This window comes from Yinghuangia aomiensis (assembly GCF_039542225.1).
In the GTDB taxonomy this organism is placed as follows: Bacteria; Actinomycetota; Actinomycetes; order Streptomycetales; family Streptomycetaceae; genus Yinghuangia; species Yinghuangia aomiensis.
Genome location: NZ_BAABHS010000004.1, coordinates 260,731 through 275,241, shown reverse-complemented (window position 1 = coordinate 275,241; position 14,511 = coordinate 260,731). Strand labels below are relative to the sequence as shown.

The 14,511-nt window shown below is 75.1% G+C and carries 9 protein-coding genes; 5 read left to right on the top strand and 4 right to left on the bottom strand.

Annotated features, from left to right (window positions below; translation table 11 throughout):
* Nucleotides 1-66: 66 nt before the first annotated feature.
* Complete coding sequence (locus tag ABEA93_RS07510) at nt 67-471, top strand: DUF3040 domain-containing protein (protein WP_345674518.1); 405 nt, start codon at nt 67-69, stop codon at nt 469-471.
* A 127-nt stretch (nt 472-598) separates the two neighbouring features.
* On the opposite strand, the gene ABEA93_RS07505 is transcribed toward ABEA93_RS07510, so the two are convergent.
* From ABEA93_RS07505 to ABEA93_RS07490, 4 genes are all read right to left on the bottom strand, one after another.
* Nucleotides 599-2,917, bottom strand: coding sequence for a hypothetical protein (locus ABEA93_RS07505; protein WP_345674517.1), 2,319 nt, complete (start codon nt 2,915-2,917; stop codon nt 599-601).
* Between the two features lie 176 nt (nt 2,918-3,093).
* On the bottom strand, nt 3,094-5,424 hold the full coding sequence (locus ABEA93_RS07500) for a transglutaminase TgpA family protein (RefSeq protein WP_345674516.1): 2,331 nt from the start codon (nt 5,422-5,424) through the stop codon (nt 3,094-3,096).
* A gap of 91 nt (nt 5,425-5,515) precedes the next feature.
* Nucleotides 5,516-6,829 (bottom strand): DUF58 domain-containing protein, encoded by a 1,314-nt coding sequence (locus tag ABEA93_RS07495; RefSeq protein ID WP_345674515.1) that lies wholly within the window; start codon nt 6,827-6,829, stop codon nt 5,516-5,518.
* Nucleotide 6,830: 1 nt separating this feature from the next.
* Nucleotides 6,831-8,057, bottom strand: coding sequence for an AAA family ATPase (locus ABEA93_RS07490; RefSeq protein WP_345674514.1), 1,227 nt, complete (start codon nt 8,055-8,057; stop codon nt 6,831-6,833).
* 399 nt (nt 8,058-8,456) lie between these two features.
* On the opposite strand from ABEA93_RS07490, the gene mraZ reads away from it, so the two are divergent.
* From mraZ to ABEA93_RS07470, 4 genes are all read left to right on the top strand, one after another.
* The gene (mraZ, locus tag ABEA93_RS07485; RefSeq protein WP_425584862.1) at nt 8,457-8,885 is read left to right on the top strand and encodes a division/cell wall cluster transcriptional repressor MraZ; all 429 of its coding nucleotides are present in this window, start codon (nt 8,457-8,459) and stop codon (nt 8,883-8,885) included.
* A gap of 245 nt (nt 8,886-9,130) precedes the next feature.
* Nucleotides 9,131-10,138, top strand: coding sequence for a 16S rRNA (cytosine(1402)-N(4))-methyltransferase RsmH (rsmH, locus tag ABEA93_RS07480; protein WP_345674513.1), 1,008 nt, complete (start codon nt 9,131-9,133; stop codon nt 10,136-10,138).
* Nucleotides 10,135-10,623 (top strand): cell division protein FtsL, encoded by a 489-nt coding sequence (gene ftsL / locus ABEA93_RS07475; RefSeq protein WP_345674512.1) that lies wholly within the window; start codon nt 10,135-10,137, stop codon nt 10,621-10,623. Before rsmH ends, ftsL begins: the two co-directional genes overlap by 4 nt.
* 1,891 nt (nt 10,624-12,514) lie before the next feature.
* A complete protein-coding gene (locus ABEA93_RS07470) occupies nt 12,515-14,404 on the top strand; it encodes a peptidoglycan D,D-transpeptidase FtsI family protein (protein WP_345674511.1) in 1,890 nt (629 codons plus the stop codon).
* Nucleotides 14,405-14,511: the final 107 nt, after the last annotated feature.

Genomic DNA, 14,511 nt, shown 5'->3' with positions numbered 1-14,511 from the left:
CGGCGGTTGCCTGCCTATCCTGGAAGGGCCGCACCGGTCGCCTCGCGGCCGACGAAGGAGGACGCCGTGCCGCTCTCAGAGCACGAGCAGCGCTTGCTCGAGCAGATGGAGCGAGCGCTGTACGCCGAAGATCCCAAGTTCGCGACAGCGCTCGAGGGTGCCGGCATGCGCACGCATACCCGGCGTCGGACCGGTTGGGCGATCGCCGGCTTCGTCGTCGGCGTCGTTCTGCTCATGACCGGTGTGATGACGCAGATCATCGTGGTCAGTGTGGTCGGGTTCCTGCTGATGCTGGCCGGTGCCGTCATGGCGGTCACCGGGTGGCGCCGCTCGCCCGGGAACGACCGGGCCGCGGGCGGGGGAACCGGGACCGCAGGCGGCGGCCGGGCCCAGCGCCGGCCGCGCCGCGCGCGGATGATGAGCCGCATCGAAGACCGCTGGCGTCGCCGCCGCGACGAACAGCAGGGCTGACCGGGCCGGTCCGCCCGCCCCACGCGACAGCCGAGCCGGGGTCCCGCACGCCGCGGGTGCCCCGGCTTTCGCATGCCCCGGTGCCGACGGCCCCGGTTCCGCGCGCCCGGGGCCGCGTCGTGGGCGGTCAGTTCGTGCGGGTGTTGTCCAGGTGGTGGCCCAGGTAGCCGACCCAGATGCGGCCCGTGGTGCCGGCCGCGTCGTCGTGGAAGTGCATGCGCGGGGCCGGGTTGCCGATGCCGCGGAGTTTGACGTGGGCTTCCATGAAGACGTGGCCGTCCGGGGAGACATCGGCGGGGACCGGGAAGGTGCGGGCCTTGCGGAACTTGGGGCGGCCGCCGACCGCGTCGGATTCCTTCATGGCGAACTTCTTCGGCGAGATCGCGTACTGGCCGTGCGGCGGGTTGCGGCACCAGTCGCGGAAGCCGCCGCGGAACGTGTTGGACGAGCGGGCGGCCGCGTAGGCGTTGAGTGCGCGCAGGGCGTCCCACGCGGCGCCCGCCCATACGCGGGTGTGGCCGGGCTCGGCTTTGTCGAGGAGTGCGGCGCCCGCGTCGAGGGAGTCGGGGAGGTCGACGTAGGGGAGTTGGCCGCGGGCTTTGAGCAGGACGTCGGACAGGCATTCCGGGATCCACACTTCGGACTCGGGTATCTCGTGCGCGCCCGCGGACAGTTCGGCGAGGAGGCCGTCGAGGCGGCGTATGCGGGCCTCGGAGCGGCGGGCTTCGTCGGCCAGCTCCTCGTATTGGAGGGCGAGCGTGCCGTAGTCCTCGCGCAGCTCGGCCAGCTCCGCGGCGAGGGCTTCGGACTCGGCGTCGTCCCCGGGCCCGGCGGCCCGGTCGAAGCGGCTCGCGATCGCCCGCAGTTCCGCGATGAGCGGCCGCAGCTCGCGTAGATCGGCCAGCGCCCGCCGCAGCTCGGCGACGTCCGGCTCGGTGGCGACGCGGCGCGGCAAGTCCGGGGTGAGGAGCCCGCCGTCGCGCAGGGCGGCCACGACCCGGTCGGCGACCTCGGCCCCGAGCAAGGCGGCGAGCGGCGTGCCGGGGGAGTCGTCCGGCGGAGGAAGCGAGGGTGCCGGGGCGAGCCAGGCGGGGGTGGGGCGGGGGAGGGCGGGCGGCGATGCCGGGGTGGACTTGGCCGGCTGGGCGGCGGGGACGACGGGGGCGGAGCGGAGAGCGGGACCGGGGGACGAGAGGGCTCGGGCGGTCGGGTGATGCGCGGTTCCGGCCGGGGGCGGCACAGGCCGGGCGCGGTCCGGAGCTGTGCTGCCGGAGCTTCCGGGGGCGTGGCAGAGCGGGCAGAAGTCGGAGGCCGCCTCGGGTGGGCCCCCGGCTCCGGGAGGAGCCGGGGCGGTGGTGCTCGGGCCGGGGTGAGCGCGGGGCGGGCGCTTGGCGGCGACGACGGCGGGGGTGGGGCGCGGGAATGCCGCCGGGGTCGGCCTGCCGGGCTGGGCGGGCAGGCTGCGGGGCGCGGTCGGCCCGGCGGCGTTCGGCGCCGGTGGGTCGGACTTGCCGCACGCGGGACAGAGAGCCGGAACTGTGGCCGCCCCGCCTTGCGCTCCGTTGCCGGGCCGCGGGCGCCCGGGCCCGGAGCCCGTCGCCGCCCCCTGGTGTTCCGCGGCGCCCTCTCCGTCCTCCCGCCGCGCCCTCCCCCCGTCGAATAGCTCGCCGATTGTGCGCAGCCCACGCCGTACGTCCGCCGGCAGGGGGCGGCGGACGCCGTCGCCGACGACGCCGGTGACGACCACGTCGAGGGCGCGGACGCCCGCGTCGCGTAACGCGGAGCCGCTGCGGACGGGGTGGCGCAGGGGGTGGTCTTCGGTGGCCGGGGCGAGGCCGGCGAGGTAGGTGCGCAGGGCGCCGCCGTAGACGCCGAAGGCGTCGCCGAGGGCGGCGTTGAGGTGGTCCTGGGTGGGTTTGTCGGCGAGCAGGGCCACGACGGCGGTGCCCGCGGTGGCGCGGGCGAGGGCCGCGGCGTGGCGGGCCGGGCGGGCCGGGTCGCGCTCGTCGACGCTCTGCACGATCACCGGCACACGACGCCGGGCGTCGAACAGCCAGCGCAGCAGGCCGCCGACGCCGTCCGCGTCGATCTCGGCGGGCGTGGTCTCCAGCGGGATCGTGCCGTCGAAGGCGCGTTCCGCGTCGAGGAGTCCGGCGATCATGTCGACGGCGCGCGCCTGGTCCGCGGCGTCGGGGTCCGGGTCGGTGCCGTCGACGGCGACCACGGCCCACGCTTCGGCGGGTCCGGAGCGGCCCCAGAACACGGTGACGCGGGCGGTGTCCCGGGCCGCGGCGTAGCGGCCGTAGGACGGGCCGTCGCCCAGCACCGGCCGCCAGTCGTCCACGGGGTCGTCCGCGGTGCCGAACACGGCGGTGAAGCTGCGCCGCAGCGCGGGGCCCAGGTGGTCGCCCGACCCGCGCAAAAGGGCTTGGTAGACACGAGTCATGGCGTATCCCCCGCTTCGTTCGGCCTCCGTCGTTCCCGTCCGCGGCGCGCCCGGCGGCCGCGCTTCCTGGTTACGGTACGGCGATCACCGGTCTGCGGTGCGTGACTTCCGGAAAACCGGCCGGGCCCGGCGGCCGGTCGCGAGGACCGGCCGACGGGCCCGGATGCCGCGTCGGGTCAGGCGGGTTCCGGTTCGGGACCGCCCCGGTCGGACTGCTCCGGTGCCCGGGTGCCGCGGCGGAAGGTCGAGCCGGGCAGGACCGTGGCGCGGAACCGGGTGCCGCGGCCGGCCGCGGCGAGGAGCGCGGCGCGGACCACGCGGACGTCTTCGGCCAAGCCGATGGTCCGCTGCGGTGCTTCGGGCGCGTACAGGATCTGCTCGGCGGCGAGGGCGATGCGCGGGAGGGCGTCGCGGGCGGTGTCCGCGTCGTCCGGGAGCGCTTCGCCGAGCCGGACGGTCAACTGGCGGGGCGTCTCCGAGGTTTGCACGCGGATTCCGAGGTCGCGTGCGGTGTCGAGGATTTCCTGCCAGGCGCCGAGGACCGCGTCGCCCGGATCGCGGGTGACGCCGTCCTCGGCGGCGTCGCGGCCGAGGGCCGCGAGCCTTCGGTGCCGCACGCGCTGCCGCAGCAGCATGGGCATGGCGAGGAGCAGCAGGACCAGCGCTCCCGCGCCGACGCCGACGAGCACGTTGCGGGTCGTGTCGCCGTCGCTGTCGTGCTTGGCGGGCGCGGCCGACGCCGACGGGCTCTTGCTCTCGCACTCGTCGAGCTTGCAGCGGGGGTCCCGGGACGAGGGCGCGGCACTGGCGGTGGCGGGCGCGGAGGTCGCGGGCTGCGTGGTCGGCGCGACCGGCGCGGACTCGTCGGTGTATGCGGGGCTGGTGCCGCGCGACGGGGTGGGCTCGAAGCGGACCCAGCCGACGCCGGCGAAGTACAGCTCGGGCCACGCGTGCGCGTCCCGGCTGCCGACCGTGTAGCTGCCGTCGGCGTTGGGGTGGCCGGGCACGAAGCCGACGGCGACCCGGGACGGGATGTTGAGGATGCGCGCCATCACGGCCATCGCGGACGCGTACTGCTCGCAGTAGCCGACCTTCGCCTGGAGGAAGTTCTCCAGCTGGGAGCGGCCGTTGCCCTTGGGCACCTGCAGGTCGTAGCGGAACTCGCCGGATTCGGTGAACCACTTCTCGATCCGCACGGCCTGGTCGAACGGCGTCCCGTAGCCGGCGACCTTCATCGTGGTGGCCGACAGGGCCTGCCGTACCGCCGGGGGAAGGCCGCGGTACTTCTCCATCTCCGGCGGGATGCCGCCCGCGGCGCGCAGCTGGTCGGCCGTCGGCTTGATGTCGAGGCTGACGACGCTGTAGTTCAGGCCCTCGGTGGTCTGCCCGGAGTCGCCGAGCAGCAGGCGGCCTTCGTCCTCGTACCGCCAGTTGCCCTTGACCTTGACCTCGGACGCGGCGTACGGCATCGGCAGCGAACCCTGCCGGTAGTTCTTGACCGCCTTGATCTCGGTCGTGACCTTGCCCGCGCTGACGCTCGGAGTGAGGCCGCGCGGCGTGGGCAACGGCCGGGTGACGTCGGTGAGCGCCTGCTCGGACGGCTGCCACGCGTTGCCGTCGAACACGTCGAGGGCGGCGATGCGCAGGTACATGCCGTCCGGGTCGGGCGCGTCGGTGGTGTAGGTGAGCAGGTCGACGTTCTCGGGACGGTTGAGTTCGTCCTTGAGGTCGACGACCGGGTTGATGGTGGTGATGTGGTCCGATCCGCCCGTGCCGCTGTCGCGGTCGGCGAGCCGGTTGGCGGTCATCGGGACGACGGCGGGCACCAGGACGGCGACCGCGAGGGTGGCCAGGCCGATGCGTCCGCTGCCGCGCACCCACGGCCGCTGTGGTCCGGTGGGCCCGCGGCGCGCGCCGGGTTGGCTGAGCGGGCGGCCCCAGCGCACGAGGCGTTCGCGGCCTTCGGCGACGAGCAGCACCAGGTAGGCGAGGGCGGCGACCAGGAACACGCCCCAGCCCAGGCCGGAGTCGGCGAGGGCGGCGGGGACGCTGTAGAGGGCGAGCAGCGGGAGGCCCGCGGCGGCGGCTTGGCCGTACGTCACCGCGATCACGTCGACGAGGACGGCGACGCCGCCGACGACGGTCACCAGGATCGCGGCCATGCCGTCGGTGTCCGGGACCGGCGGCGCAAAGCCGCGGATGTCGTCGCCGCCCTGGTTCAGCAGGTCGCCGAAGGCGCGCAGCGCGTCCGGGGTGGGGAGCGGCCCGGACGCGTCCGGGACCAGCACGAGCAGCAGGTACGGGATCAGCACGACGAGCTGGATCGTGCCGATGAGCGGCCGCGGCACGGACACGCGCCGGGCGCCTTCGCCGACCGCGGCCACGAACACGACGGCGCCGACGGCCTTCGCGATCCAGTTGCCGTTGTGGACGAGCGGCAGCAGCGACGACGAGGTGAGCACGGTCGCGAACGCCGCGGCGACCGCCATGCGCAGTCGGCCGGTCATAGGGCGAACTCCGGGGGCTCCGGGGCGCGGCGGGACGCGGAAGCGGGCGTCGGCCGCGCGGCGGGCGGGAACGGGGCGGCGGGGAAGCGGGTCACGGGGCGGCCTCCGGGCGGGGCGCGGCGGCCGGGGTGCCGTACATGCGCGGCGCGGCATCGCCTTGCCGGCCCGCGCCGCGCCACAGTTCGGGCAGCCGGGTCGCCGCGGACGCGGCCAGTACCCGCCAGCCGGCCTGCCGCAGCATGTTCGCCGCGACGCCGTGCGGGAGTTGGCCGGGCACGGCGGTCGCGTCCCACGCGGCGGTGTCCAGGACGATCGCGAGGCCGCGGCCGCCGGTCGCGCGGGCGCGGGCCAGGCGGCGGATGTCGTCCTCGGTCAGGTTGGCGAGGATCGCCACGGTCATGCCTTCGCCGCCGGGCTGCCGCAGCGCCGACTCGGCCTCGACGAGGGACGCGTGGTGCCGGGCGTCGACCACGGCCAGCGCGTCCAGCAGGAAGCTCTCGGTTTCCGCGGGGGCGACCCGGATGCCTTCCGGCGCGCCCGCGAGGAGCCTGCCGTCGGCGCCGAGCATGCGCGTGGTGTAGCCGCGGCGGCACAGGTGCACGCCGATCGACGCGGCCGTCGACACCGCCCACTCGAACGACGAGCTGGGCCCGTCGCCGCGGTGCGCGCCGGTGCGGGTGTCCAGCAGCAGGGTGGCCTGGTTCTGCCAGGACTGCTCTTCGCGGCGCACCATGAGTTCGCCGCGGCGGGCGGTGGAGCGCCAGTGCACGCGGCGCACGTCGTCGCCGTGCCGGTACTCGCGCGGCACCACGTCCTCCTCGCCCGAGGAGGCGAGGCTCCGGGCGTGGCCGTCGCCGTACCCGGTCCACTCGCCGCCCAGGTCGACCGGCGGCAGCGGCTGCACGATCGGCGTGACGATGAGCGTCTCGCGGGCAGCGAACGACCGGGTCAGCTCGCACATCCCGAACGGGTCGGCGAGCCGCAGCCGCAGCGGGCCCACGGTGAACTTGCCGCGCAGGTCGGACCGCACCCGGTAAGCGACCTGGCGGTGGCCGTGAGGCTCGATCTTGTCCAGCACGAACCGCGGCCGCGACCCCAGCACATAGGGCACGTGGTCTTCGAGCATCAGCAGCCCGGTCGGGATGCGCGACACGTTGTCCACGCGCAGCCGCACGTGCGCCTCGTGCCCGGCCGCGACCCGGCCCGGGTCCAGCGCGCGCGTGCTGGTCACCAGGTGCCGGGTGCGGGCCACCACGAGCACCGCGAGCAGCGGCAGCGCGGCCAGCAGGAACCCGACCCGCAGCAGGTCGCGTTGGCCCAGCACCAGCGCGCACACGGCCGCGGCGATCCCCGCGGCGAGGAAGGAACGTCCCCGGGTGGTCAGCCCGGACAGGGCGGTGCGCACGTCAGTGCGCCGGCCCGTGGTTGGCGCCGTTCGGGCTGCCGTAGTAACTGCCGTACGGCTGCGGGTGGCCGCCCTGCTGCGCCTGCCCCGGGTAGGCCTGCGGGTGCTGCGGGTACTGCGGCTGCTGGTAGCCGTTCTGCGGGTGCACCGGCTGCATGTGCGGGCCGGCGACGTGCGGCGGCGCGGACTGCGGCGCCGGCTGCGGCATCGGCTGGGGAACGACCGGCTGCGCGGCCGGTGCGGAGACCGGCTGGCGGCCGTCCGGCGCGCCCGGCACCGGGACCGTCCGCACCAGGTCCGCGACCACGTGCTCGACGCTGCGCCGCGACATCTGCGCCTCGGCGGTCGGCAGCAGCCGGTGCGCGAGGACCGGCACGGCGAGCGCCTGGATGTCGTCCGGCAGCACGTATCCGCGGTTGTCGAGGGCCGCCGCGGCGCGGGCCGCGCGGATCAGGTGCAGCGTCGCACGCGGCGACGCGCCCAGCCGCAGCTCCGGCGAGGTGCGGGTGGCGTTGACCAGGTCGACCGCGTACCGCGCGACACCCGGCGACACATGCACCTCGCGCACGGCCCCGGTCAGCTTGACGATGTCGTTCGCGTCCGCGGCCGGCTCCAGCGTGTCCAGCGGCGAACCCGCGCCGTGCACGCCGATCATCTGCAGCTCGGCTTCCGGCGCCGGGTAGCCCATCGACACACGGGCCATGAACCGGTCGCGCTGCGCCTCGGGCAGTGGGTAGGTGCCCTCCATCTCGACCGGGTTCTGCGTCGCGATGACCATGAACGGCGACTGCAGCTCGTAGGTCGTCCCGTCCACCGTCACCTGGTGTTCGGCCATGCACTCCAGCAGCGCCGACTGGGTCTTCGGCGACGCGCGGTTGATCTCGTCGCCGACCACGATGTTGGCGAAGATCGCGCCTGGCTTGAATTCGAACTCGCGGCGCTCCTGGTCGTAGACGCTGACCCCGGTGATGTCGGAAGGCAGCAGGTCCGGCGTGAACTGCACCCGGCGCACCGAGCAGTCGACCGCGCGGGCGAGCGACTTGGCCAGCATGGTCTTGCCCACACCCGGCACGTCCTCCACCAAGAGGTGCCCCTCGGCGAGCAGCACGGTCAGTGCCAGCTTGACCACCTCGGGTTTGCCTTCGATCACGCTCTCCATGGCCTCCCGGATGCGTGCGGCGGTAGCCGTCAGCTCCTTGAGACCGGCCTGATCGTTGAACGTCGACACCCGTGCCCTCCCTGCCCCATGGTTTCCCGCTGTCAGACGCGGGACCTAGGCCGATTGTCACAGGTGACCGCTCGTCCGTGTCACCCGCGAGAGTGATCGTTTTCGGTCGGCCGGATCTGCGCACGGGCCGCCCTGGGACTTAGGAGGGCGGATCGGCCCCGTTCGGTTGCACGCTGATTGGCCTAGTCCACCGAGGCATTGCGGAGCACTCGGGCCGGCTCTCCGCGAGGCCGGGGCGCACACCCCCGCCCTCTGCGCCCTCCACTCCGCCCCACCCCCTCCGACCTGCGCTTTTGTGGCCGCTGGGGGGCGTGTGGCGGCTCCGCAAAGGGTTGACCGTGGGGTTTGGTGGAGTAGAGTGGCGGGAAGTGGGGCTGTGAAGCTCCAGACGGTGCGGAGGTGCCCGTGTTCCTGGGCACCTATGAGCCCCGATTGGACGAGAAGGGTCGCTTGATCCTTCCGGCGAAGTTCCGTGACGAGCTGGCGGAGGGCCTAGTGATCACCAAGGGGCAGGAGCGCTGCCTCTACGTGTGGCCCCTCCCCGAGTTCCACCGGATCACCGAGCAACTGCGCGAAGCCCCGCTGACCTCCAAGTCGCACCGGGACTACCTGCGGGTGTTCTTCGCCGGCGCGTCCGACGAGGTGCCGGACAAGCAGGGCCGCGTGCTGGTCCCGCCGGCACTGCGCACGTACGCGGGACTCGGCCGCGACTGCGTCGTCATCGGCGCCGGCGCCCGGGTCGAGATCTGGGACGCCGAGGCGTGGCGGGTCTACCTGGCCGAACAGGAAGACTCCTTCGCCGAGCTGTCCGAGGAGGTGCTGTCCTGACGGACGTGCCGTGAGGCCTCCACCCGCTCCGAGCTTTCTGGCGCTCCTTCCCCGGCGCCAGACGGTCACTTCCCCAAGCGGGCGGGCGGGGACCTGGCGGCATGGACGTACCGGACACCCTCCCCGGGACGCACCGGCCCCCGGCGCTGCCGGGCGAGCGCGCACAACCGTGGGAGTCTTGTCCGCGGTATTTCCCCTGCGCGCACCACCCGCCGCATGCCGGCGGCTGCACCGAAAGGGTCGACATGAACGCGACCAAGCCCGACCGCACCGCCGATCCCGCGGGCGGCGAATCGGGGGAGGTCCACGCCCATGTCCCCGTGCTCCTGCGCCGGTGCCTCGACCTGCTCGCCCCCGCGCTCGAAGCGCGGCCGGGCGCGGTCGTCGTCGACGCCACACTCGGCATGGGCGGGCACAGCGAAGCCCTGCTGCGCCGGTTCCCCGACGCCCGGCTCGTCGGCCTCGACCGGGACCCCGAGGCCCTCGCCCGCTCCGGCCGGCGCCTCGCGCCGTTCGGCGACCGGGCGACCCTCGTGCACGCGGTGTACGACGAACTCCCCGAGGTGCTGGCCCGGCTCGGCGTCCCGCGCATCGACGGCATCCTGTTCGACCTCGGCGTCTCCTCGCTGCAACTCGACGAGGCCGGGCGCGGGTTCGCCTACGCGCAGGACGCGCCCCTGGACATGCGGATGGACCCGACACGGGGGATCACCGCCGCCGAGGTGCTCAACACCTACCCGCCCGGGGACCTGGTGCGGATCCTGCGCGAGTACGGCGAGGAGCGCTTCGCCAAGCGGGTCGTCGACGCGATCGTCCGGGAACGCACCCGGGAGCCGTTCACCGACAGCGCCCGGCTCGTCGAGCTGGTGCGCAACGCGATCCCGGCGGCGACCCGGCGCACCGGCGGCAACCCGGCCAAGCGCACGTTCCAGGCGCTGCGGATCGAGGTCAACCAGGAACTCGCGGTGCTGGAGCGGGCGCTGCCGGCGGCCGTCGGCGCGCTGGCGGTCGGCGGGCGGATCGTCGTGCTGTCCTACCACTCGCTCGAGGACCGCATGACGAAGCGCGCCCTCGCGGTCGGTGCGACCAGCAAGGCGCCGCCGGACCTGCCGGTGGTTCCCGAGGAACTGAAGCCCACCCTCAAGCTGCTCACGCGCGCGTCGGAGGGCGCGACGGACGAGGAGATCGCGGAGAACCCGCGCGCGGCGTCGGCCCGGCTGCGGGCCGCCGAACGGGTGCGGGAGGACGCGTGACGACGGCCAAGCGCCGGACCCCGACGTCCAAGACGCCGTTCGTGCTGCTGATGGTGCTGCTGCTCGGCGGGGGCCTGCTCGGGCTGCTGCTGCTCAACACCGCGCTCAACCAGGGCTCGTTCGAGGAGTCCCGGCTGGAGAAGCAGAACGCCAAGCTGAGCGACCAGGAACAGGAACTGCAGCGCGAACTCGACCGGCTGTCCGCACCCGGGGAACTGGCGCGGCGGGCGGCCGAACTCGGCATGATCCCCGGGGGTGCGCCGGCGTTCCTCGACCCGGTGACCGGCGACGTGTACGGGTCGCCGAAGCCCGCGACGCCGAAGCCGGTGCCGACGACGGCCGCGCCGTCGCTGCCGCCGGGGACACCGGTGCCGCCCGGGACCCCGGTGGTGCCGACGGCGCCCGTGGTGCCCGGGCAGACGGCGCCGCCCGCCGGGGCACCGGCGACGGCCGCGCCGCCGGTGACGCAGGCCCCGCCGCACTGAACGCGCGGTGCCGCGGTACCCATGCGGCTTTTGTAGACCCCACCGGCCCCGTGCTCGGGGCGGGGCCGGTGGCCGGGGGCCGGGTGTGCGGGCCCGTACCCCCCCGGCTTCGGCCGCCCCGGCGTGGCGTGTCGGGCCGCGGCGGGCGTTTCGGCCAGGCTGGACGGGTCGCGGTGCCGGGGCGGGATCGGGCGGCCGCGGGTCGACAGCCGGGCGTCGGGCACGGCGTCGACCGCCCGGCCGGTGGCATGCGGCCGCGGGGCCGGGCGGGTGAGCGGCCGTGCGGGCCGCAACCCGCCAGGGGTGCGGCGGCGTGATGGCAGACAAGGCGGCGGGCGGCGGCCGGGACCGGTGACGGGTTCCGCGGCCGGGAGGCCGCCGGTGTTGGCGTGACGGGTGGCGCGTCCGGTGGACGGGTCCGGGCTGTGGAGGTGCGGAGTTGTCGGAACGTCCCGGAACGGGCTCGGGTGGCGGCGCGGGGCGCGGCGGCTCGGACGGGAACGACGCGCAGGGACCCCGGCGCGGTGAGCCGCGCGACCGGCGCGCGACGCCGGACGGCGGAGGCACGGGCCGGCCGCGGCCGGGCTCCGGAGACGACGCGGGACGAGGGCGACCGGCCCGGCCGGGGTCGGGCTCGGGCGATCCGGGGCGCGGCGGCGCGGACGGCGCGGGACGTTCCGGCGGCGGCGGGCGGGGGCGGTTCCTGCGGCTGATCGAGGGCGGACGCGGCGGTGACAGGGCGTCGGGCGCCGGCGGTGGCCGCGCCGGCGGCGCGGCCGCAGGGCGCGGCTCCGCGGCGGGCGCCGATGGCGGGCGGCCTCGGCCGGACCGCTCCGGAAGCGACGGCCGTGGGACAAGCGACGGCCGTGGGGGAGAGGACCGCCAGCGGACACGCCGCGACAGCGCCGGGGAACGACCCGGCGCCGGGGGCTCGGGCGGCGCGGACCGGCGCTCCGGAACGGCCGGTCGTGATGCCGGTGTTCCCCGACGGGCACCCTCGCGCGACGGCCGACCGCTGCGACGCGAGGACGCGGAACGCGGCACCCCCGGATCCCGCTCCGGCGACCCGCGCGACCGCGCCGGAGCCGCGCGTGGGGCGTCCGGCCGCGACGTCCGGCGCCCGGCCCGCCCCGCGGGCTCCGGCAGGGACGCCGACGACGACCGCCGCGCCGGGCGTCCGGCGCCCGGTTCCGCCCGCGGGGACGCTCACCGAGACCCGGGCGGCGGCGCGGACGGCGGCGACGGACCGCGCCGGCACCCGGGGCGCCCCGGTTCGGGGCCCTCCAGGGGCGACGCCCCCCGACCTCGCCCGGGCAACGGCCGCGACGACGAACGTCTCGCACGCGAAGGCCGACGCGTCGGCCAGGACGCCGACGACGTCCGCGCCGACGACGCGCGCCGGGCGGCCTCGCGCGACGGGGCCGGAACACCCCGCTCCGGCGACGACGGCGGCCCCCGCGACGGAATCCGCGCGCGCCTGCGCGGCGCCGCGGGCGGCGACCGGCCCCGGCGGCGGGAAGGCACCGACCGCGAGAGTCCGCGCCCGCGCACCGGCCGCCCCGCCCCTGGCTCCGCCCAGGGCGACCGGGCGATCCCGCGCGACCGAGGTACCGACCACGACGGTGCCCGGCGCCGCGTCCGCGGCCAAGACGACCGCGAGTACGGCCGTCCCGCCGGATTCCGGCGGCCCGCCGACGGCCAGGGCGCCCGGGACCGCGACGAACGCCTCCGCCGCCCCGGCGACGCCGCACGCCCGCACGGCCCCCGTCGGCCCGCCGACCCCCACGACGACGGCCTTCACGACGACGCACTCCACGACGACGCCCCCCACGAGGACGCCACCCGCCCCACCCCCCGCCGCACCCTCCGCAACGACGCCGCTCCCCGGGGCGTGGCCCGGCCCGTCGCCCGCTCGGGCGACCCGGCCCAGCGCCGGTTCGTGCGGGCGGCAGCGGCGCAGGGCGGGCCCCGCGAGGTGCGGCGCGGGCCGCACCGCGTGCGGACCCTGCGTCTCGGCGACCCCAAGCGGCGCCTCCGCTTCGGGCTCATCGGCCTCGCCGTCGTCCTGACCCTCTTCGTCGGGCGGATCGTGCAGCTTCAGGCGCTCGACGCCTCCGCCTACGCCGCCGACGCGAACAGCCTCCGGATGCAGACCGTGCGGCTGCCCGCCGAGCGCGGGTCGATCGTCGACGCCAACGGGGTGACGCTCGCGGACAGCGTCGACGCGTTCGACATCACCGCCGACCCGACGCAGGTCCAGCAGTACAACCCGACCGCGACCGCCGCCGCCCTCGCGCCGATCGTCGGCGGTGACCCGGTCAAGATCGAAGAACAGCTGCGCACCCCCAAGTCCCGCTACGTCGTCGTCGCCAAGCAGGTCGACCCCTCGGTGTGGACGAAGATCAAGCAGACCCAGAAGGAGTTCTCCGCCGCCAAGCGTGACGACCTGGTCGGCATCTACGCCAGTCCGCACAGCAAGCGCATCTATCCCGCGGGCCCCGTCGGCGCCAACCTCGTCGGGTTCGTCAACGCCACCGACCACGGCGCGGGCGGCATGGAGCTGGCTTTCGACAAGCTCCTCGCGGGCAAGGACGGCAGCGCCACGTACGAGAACTCCCTCGGCCGCCAGGTCCCCACCGGCGGCAAGAAGGGCCAGGACGCCGTCCCCGGCGAGAACGTGCAGCTCACCATCGACCGCAACATCCAGTGGTACGCCGAGCAGATGATCGCCCAGAAGGTCGCCGAAGCAGGCGCCGAAAGCGGCACGGTCGTCGTCCAGGACGTGAAGTCCGGCGAAGTCCTCGCGATGGCGACCAGCCCGGGCTTCGACCCGAACCAGCTCGCCTCCGCCAACCGCGACAACATGGGCAACCGGGCGATGCAGGAGGCTTACGAGCCGGGCAGCACCAGCAAGGTCATGACCATGGCCGCGGTCATCCAGGAAGGCGTCGCCACTCCCGAGACCAAGGTGACCGTGCCCGGCGTGCTGCCGCGCGCGGACCGGGTCTTCCACGACGACGTCGACCACGGCACCTGGCAGCTCACCCTCAACGGCGTGCTCGCCAAGTCCAGCAACATCGGCACCATCCTGGCCGCCGAGCACCTCGGCCCCGACCAGACCGCCGCGAACGCCAAGCTGTACGAGTACCTCACGAAGTTCGGCATCGGCTCCAAGAGCGGCATCAACTTCCCCGGTGAGACCGCGGGCCTGCTGCCGCAGCCGCAGAAGTGGGACGGCGCGCAGCAGTACACGATCCCGTTCGGCCAGGGCCTGTCGGTCAACTCGCTGCAGGCCACGTCGGTGTACCAGACCATCGCCAACGGCGGCGTGCGGATCGCCCCCACGCTGGTCAAGGGCACGCTCGACGAGAAGGGCAAGCTCACCCCGAACGCGCCGCCGCAGCGCACCGAGGTGGTGAGCCCGCAGACCGCCCGCACCGTCGCGGACATGATGGAGTCGGTCGTCGCCGACGACGAGGGCACCGGCAACAAGGCACAGATCCCGGGCTACCGGGTCGCGGGCAAGACGGGCACGGCCAACCGGGTGGACCCGAAGACGGGCACCTACAACGGGTACACGTCGTCGTTCATCGGCTTCGCGCCGGCCGACAACCCGCAGATCGTCGTCTCGGTGACGATCCAGGCGCCGACCAACGGCAAGTGGGGCGGCAACCTGTGCGCGCCGGTGTTCAAGGACGTCATGTCGTTCGCGCTGCAGACCCGCAAGGTGCCGCCGAACGGCACCAAGTCGCCGGAGATCCCGGTGGAGTTCAAGTCGTGACCGCCGCGCCGGACGGCCGGCGCGCATCGTGTGCCCGACCCGGCACAGACCGTGACACCAGACCCGGAACCGAGCGAGCGGAGGGACGTCCGGCACGTCGCCGGCAA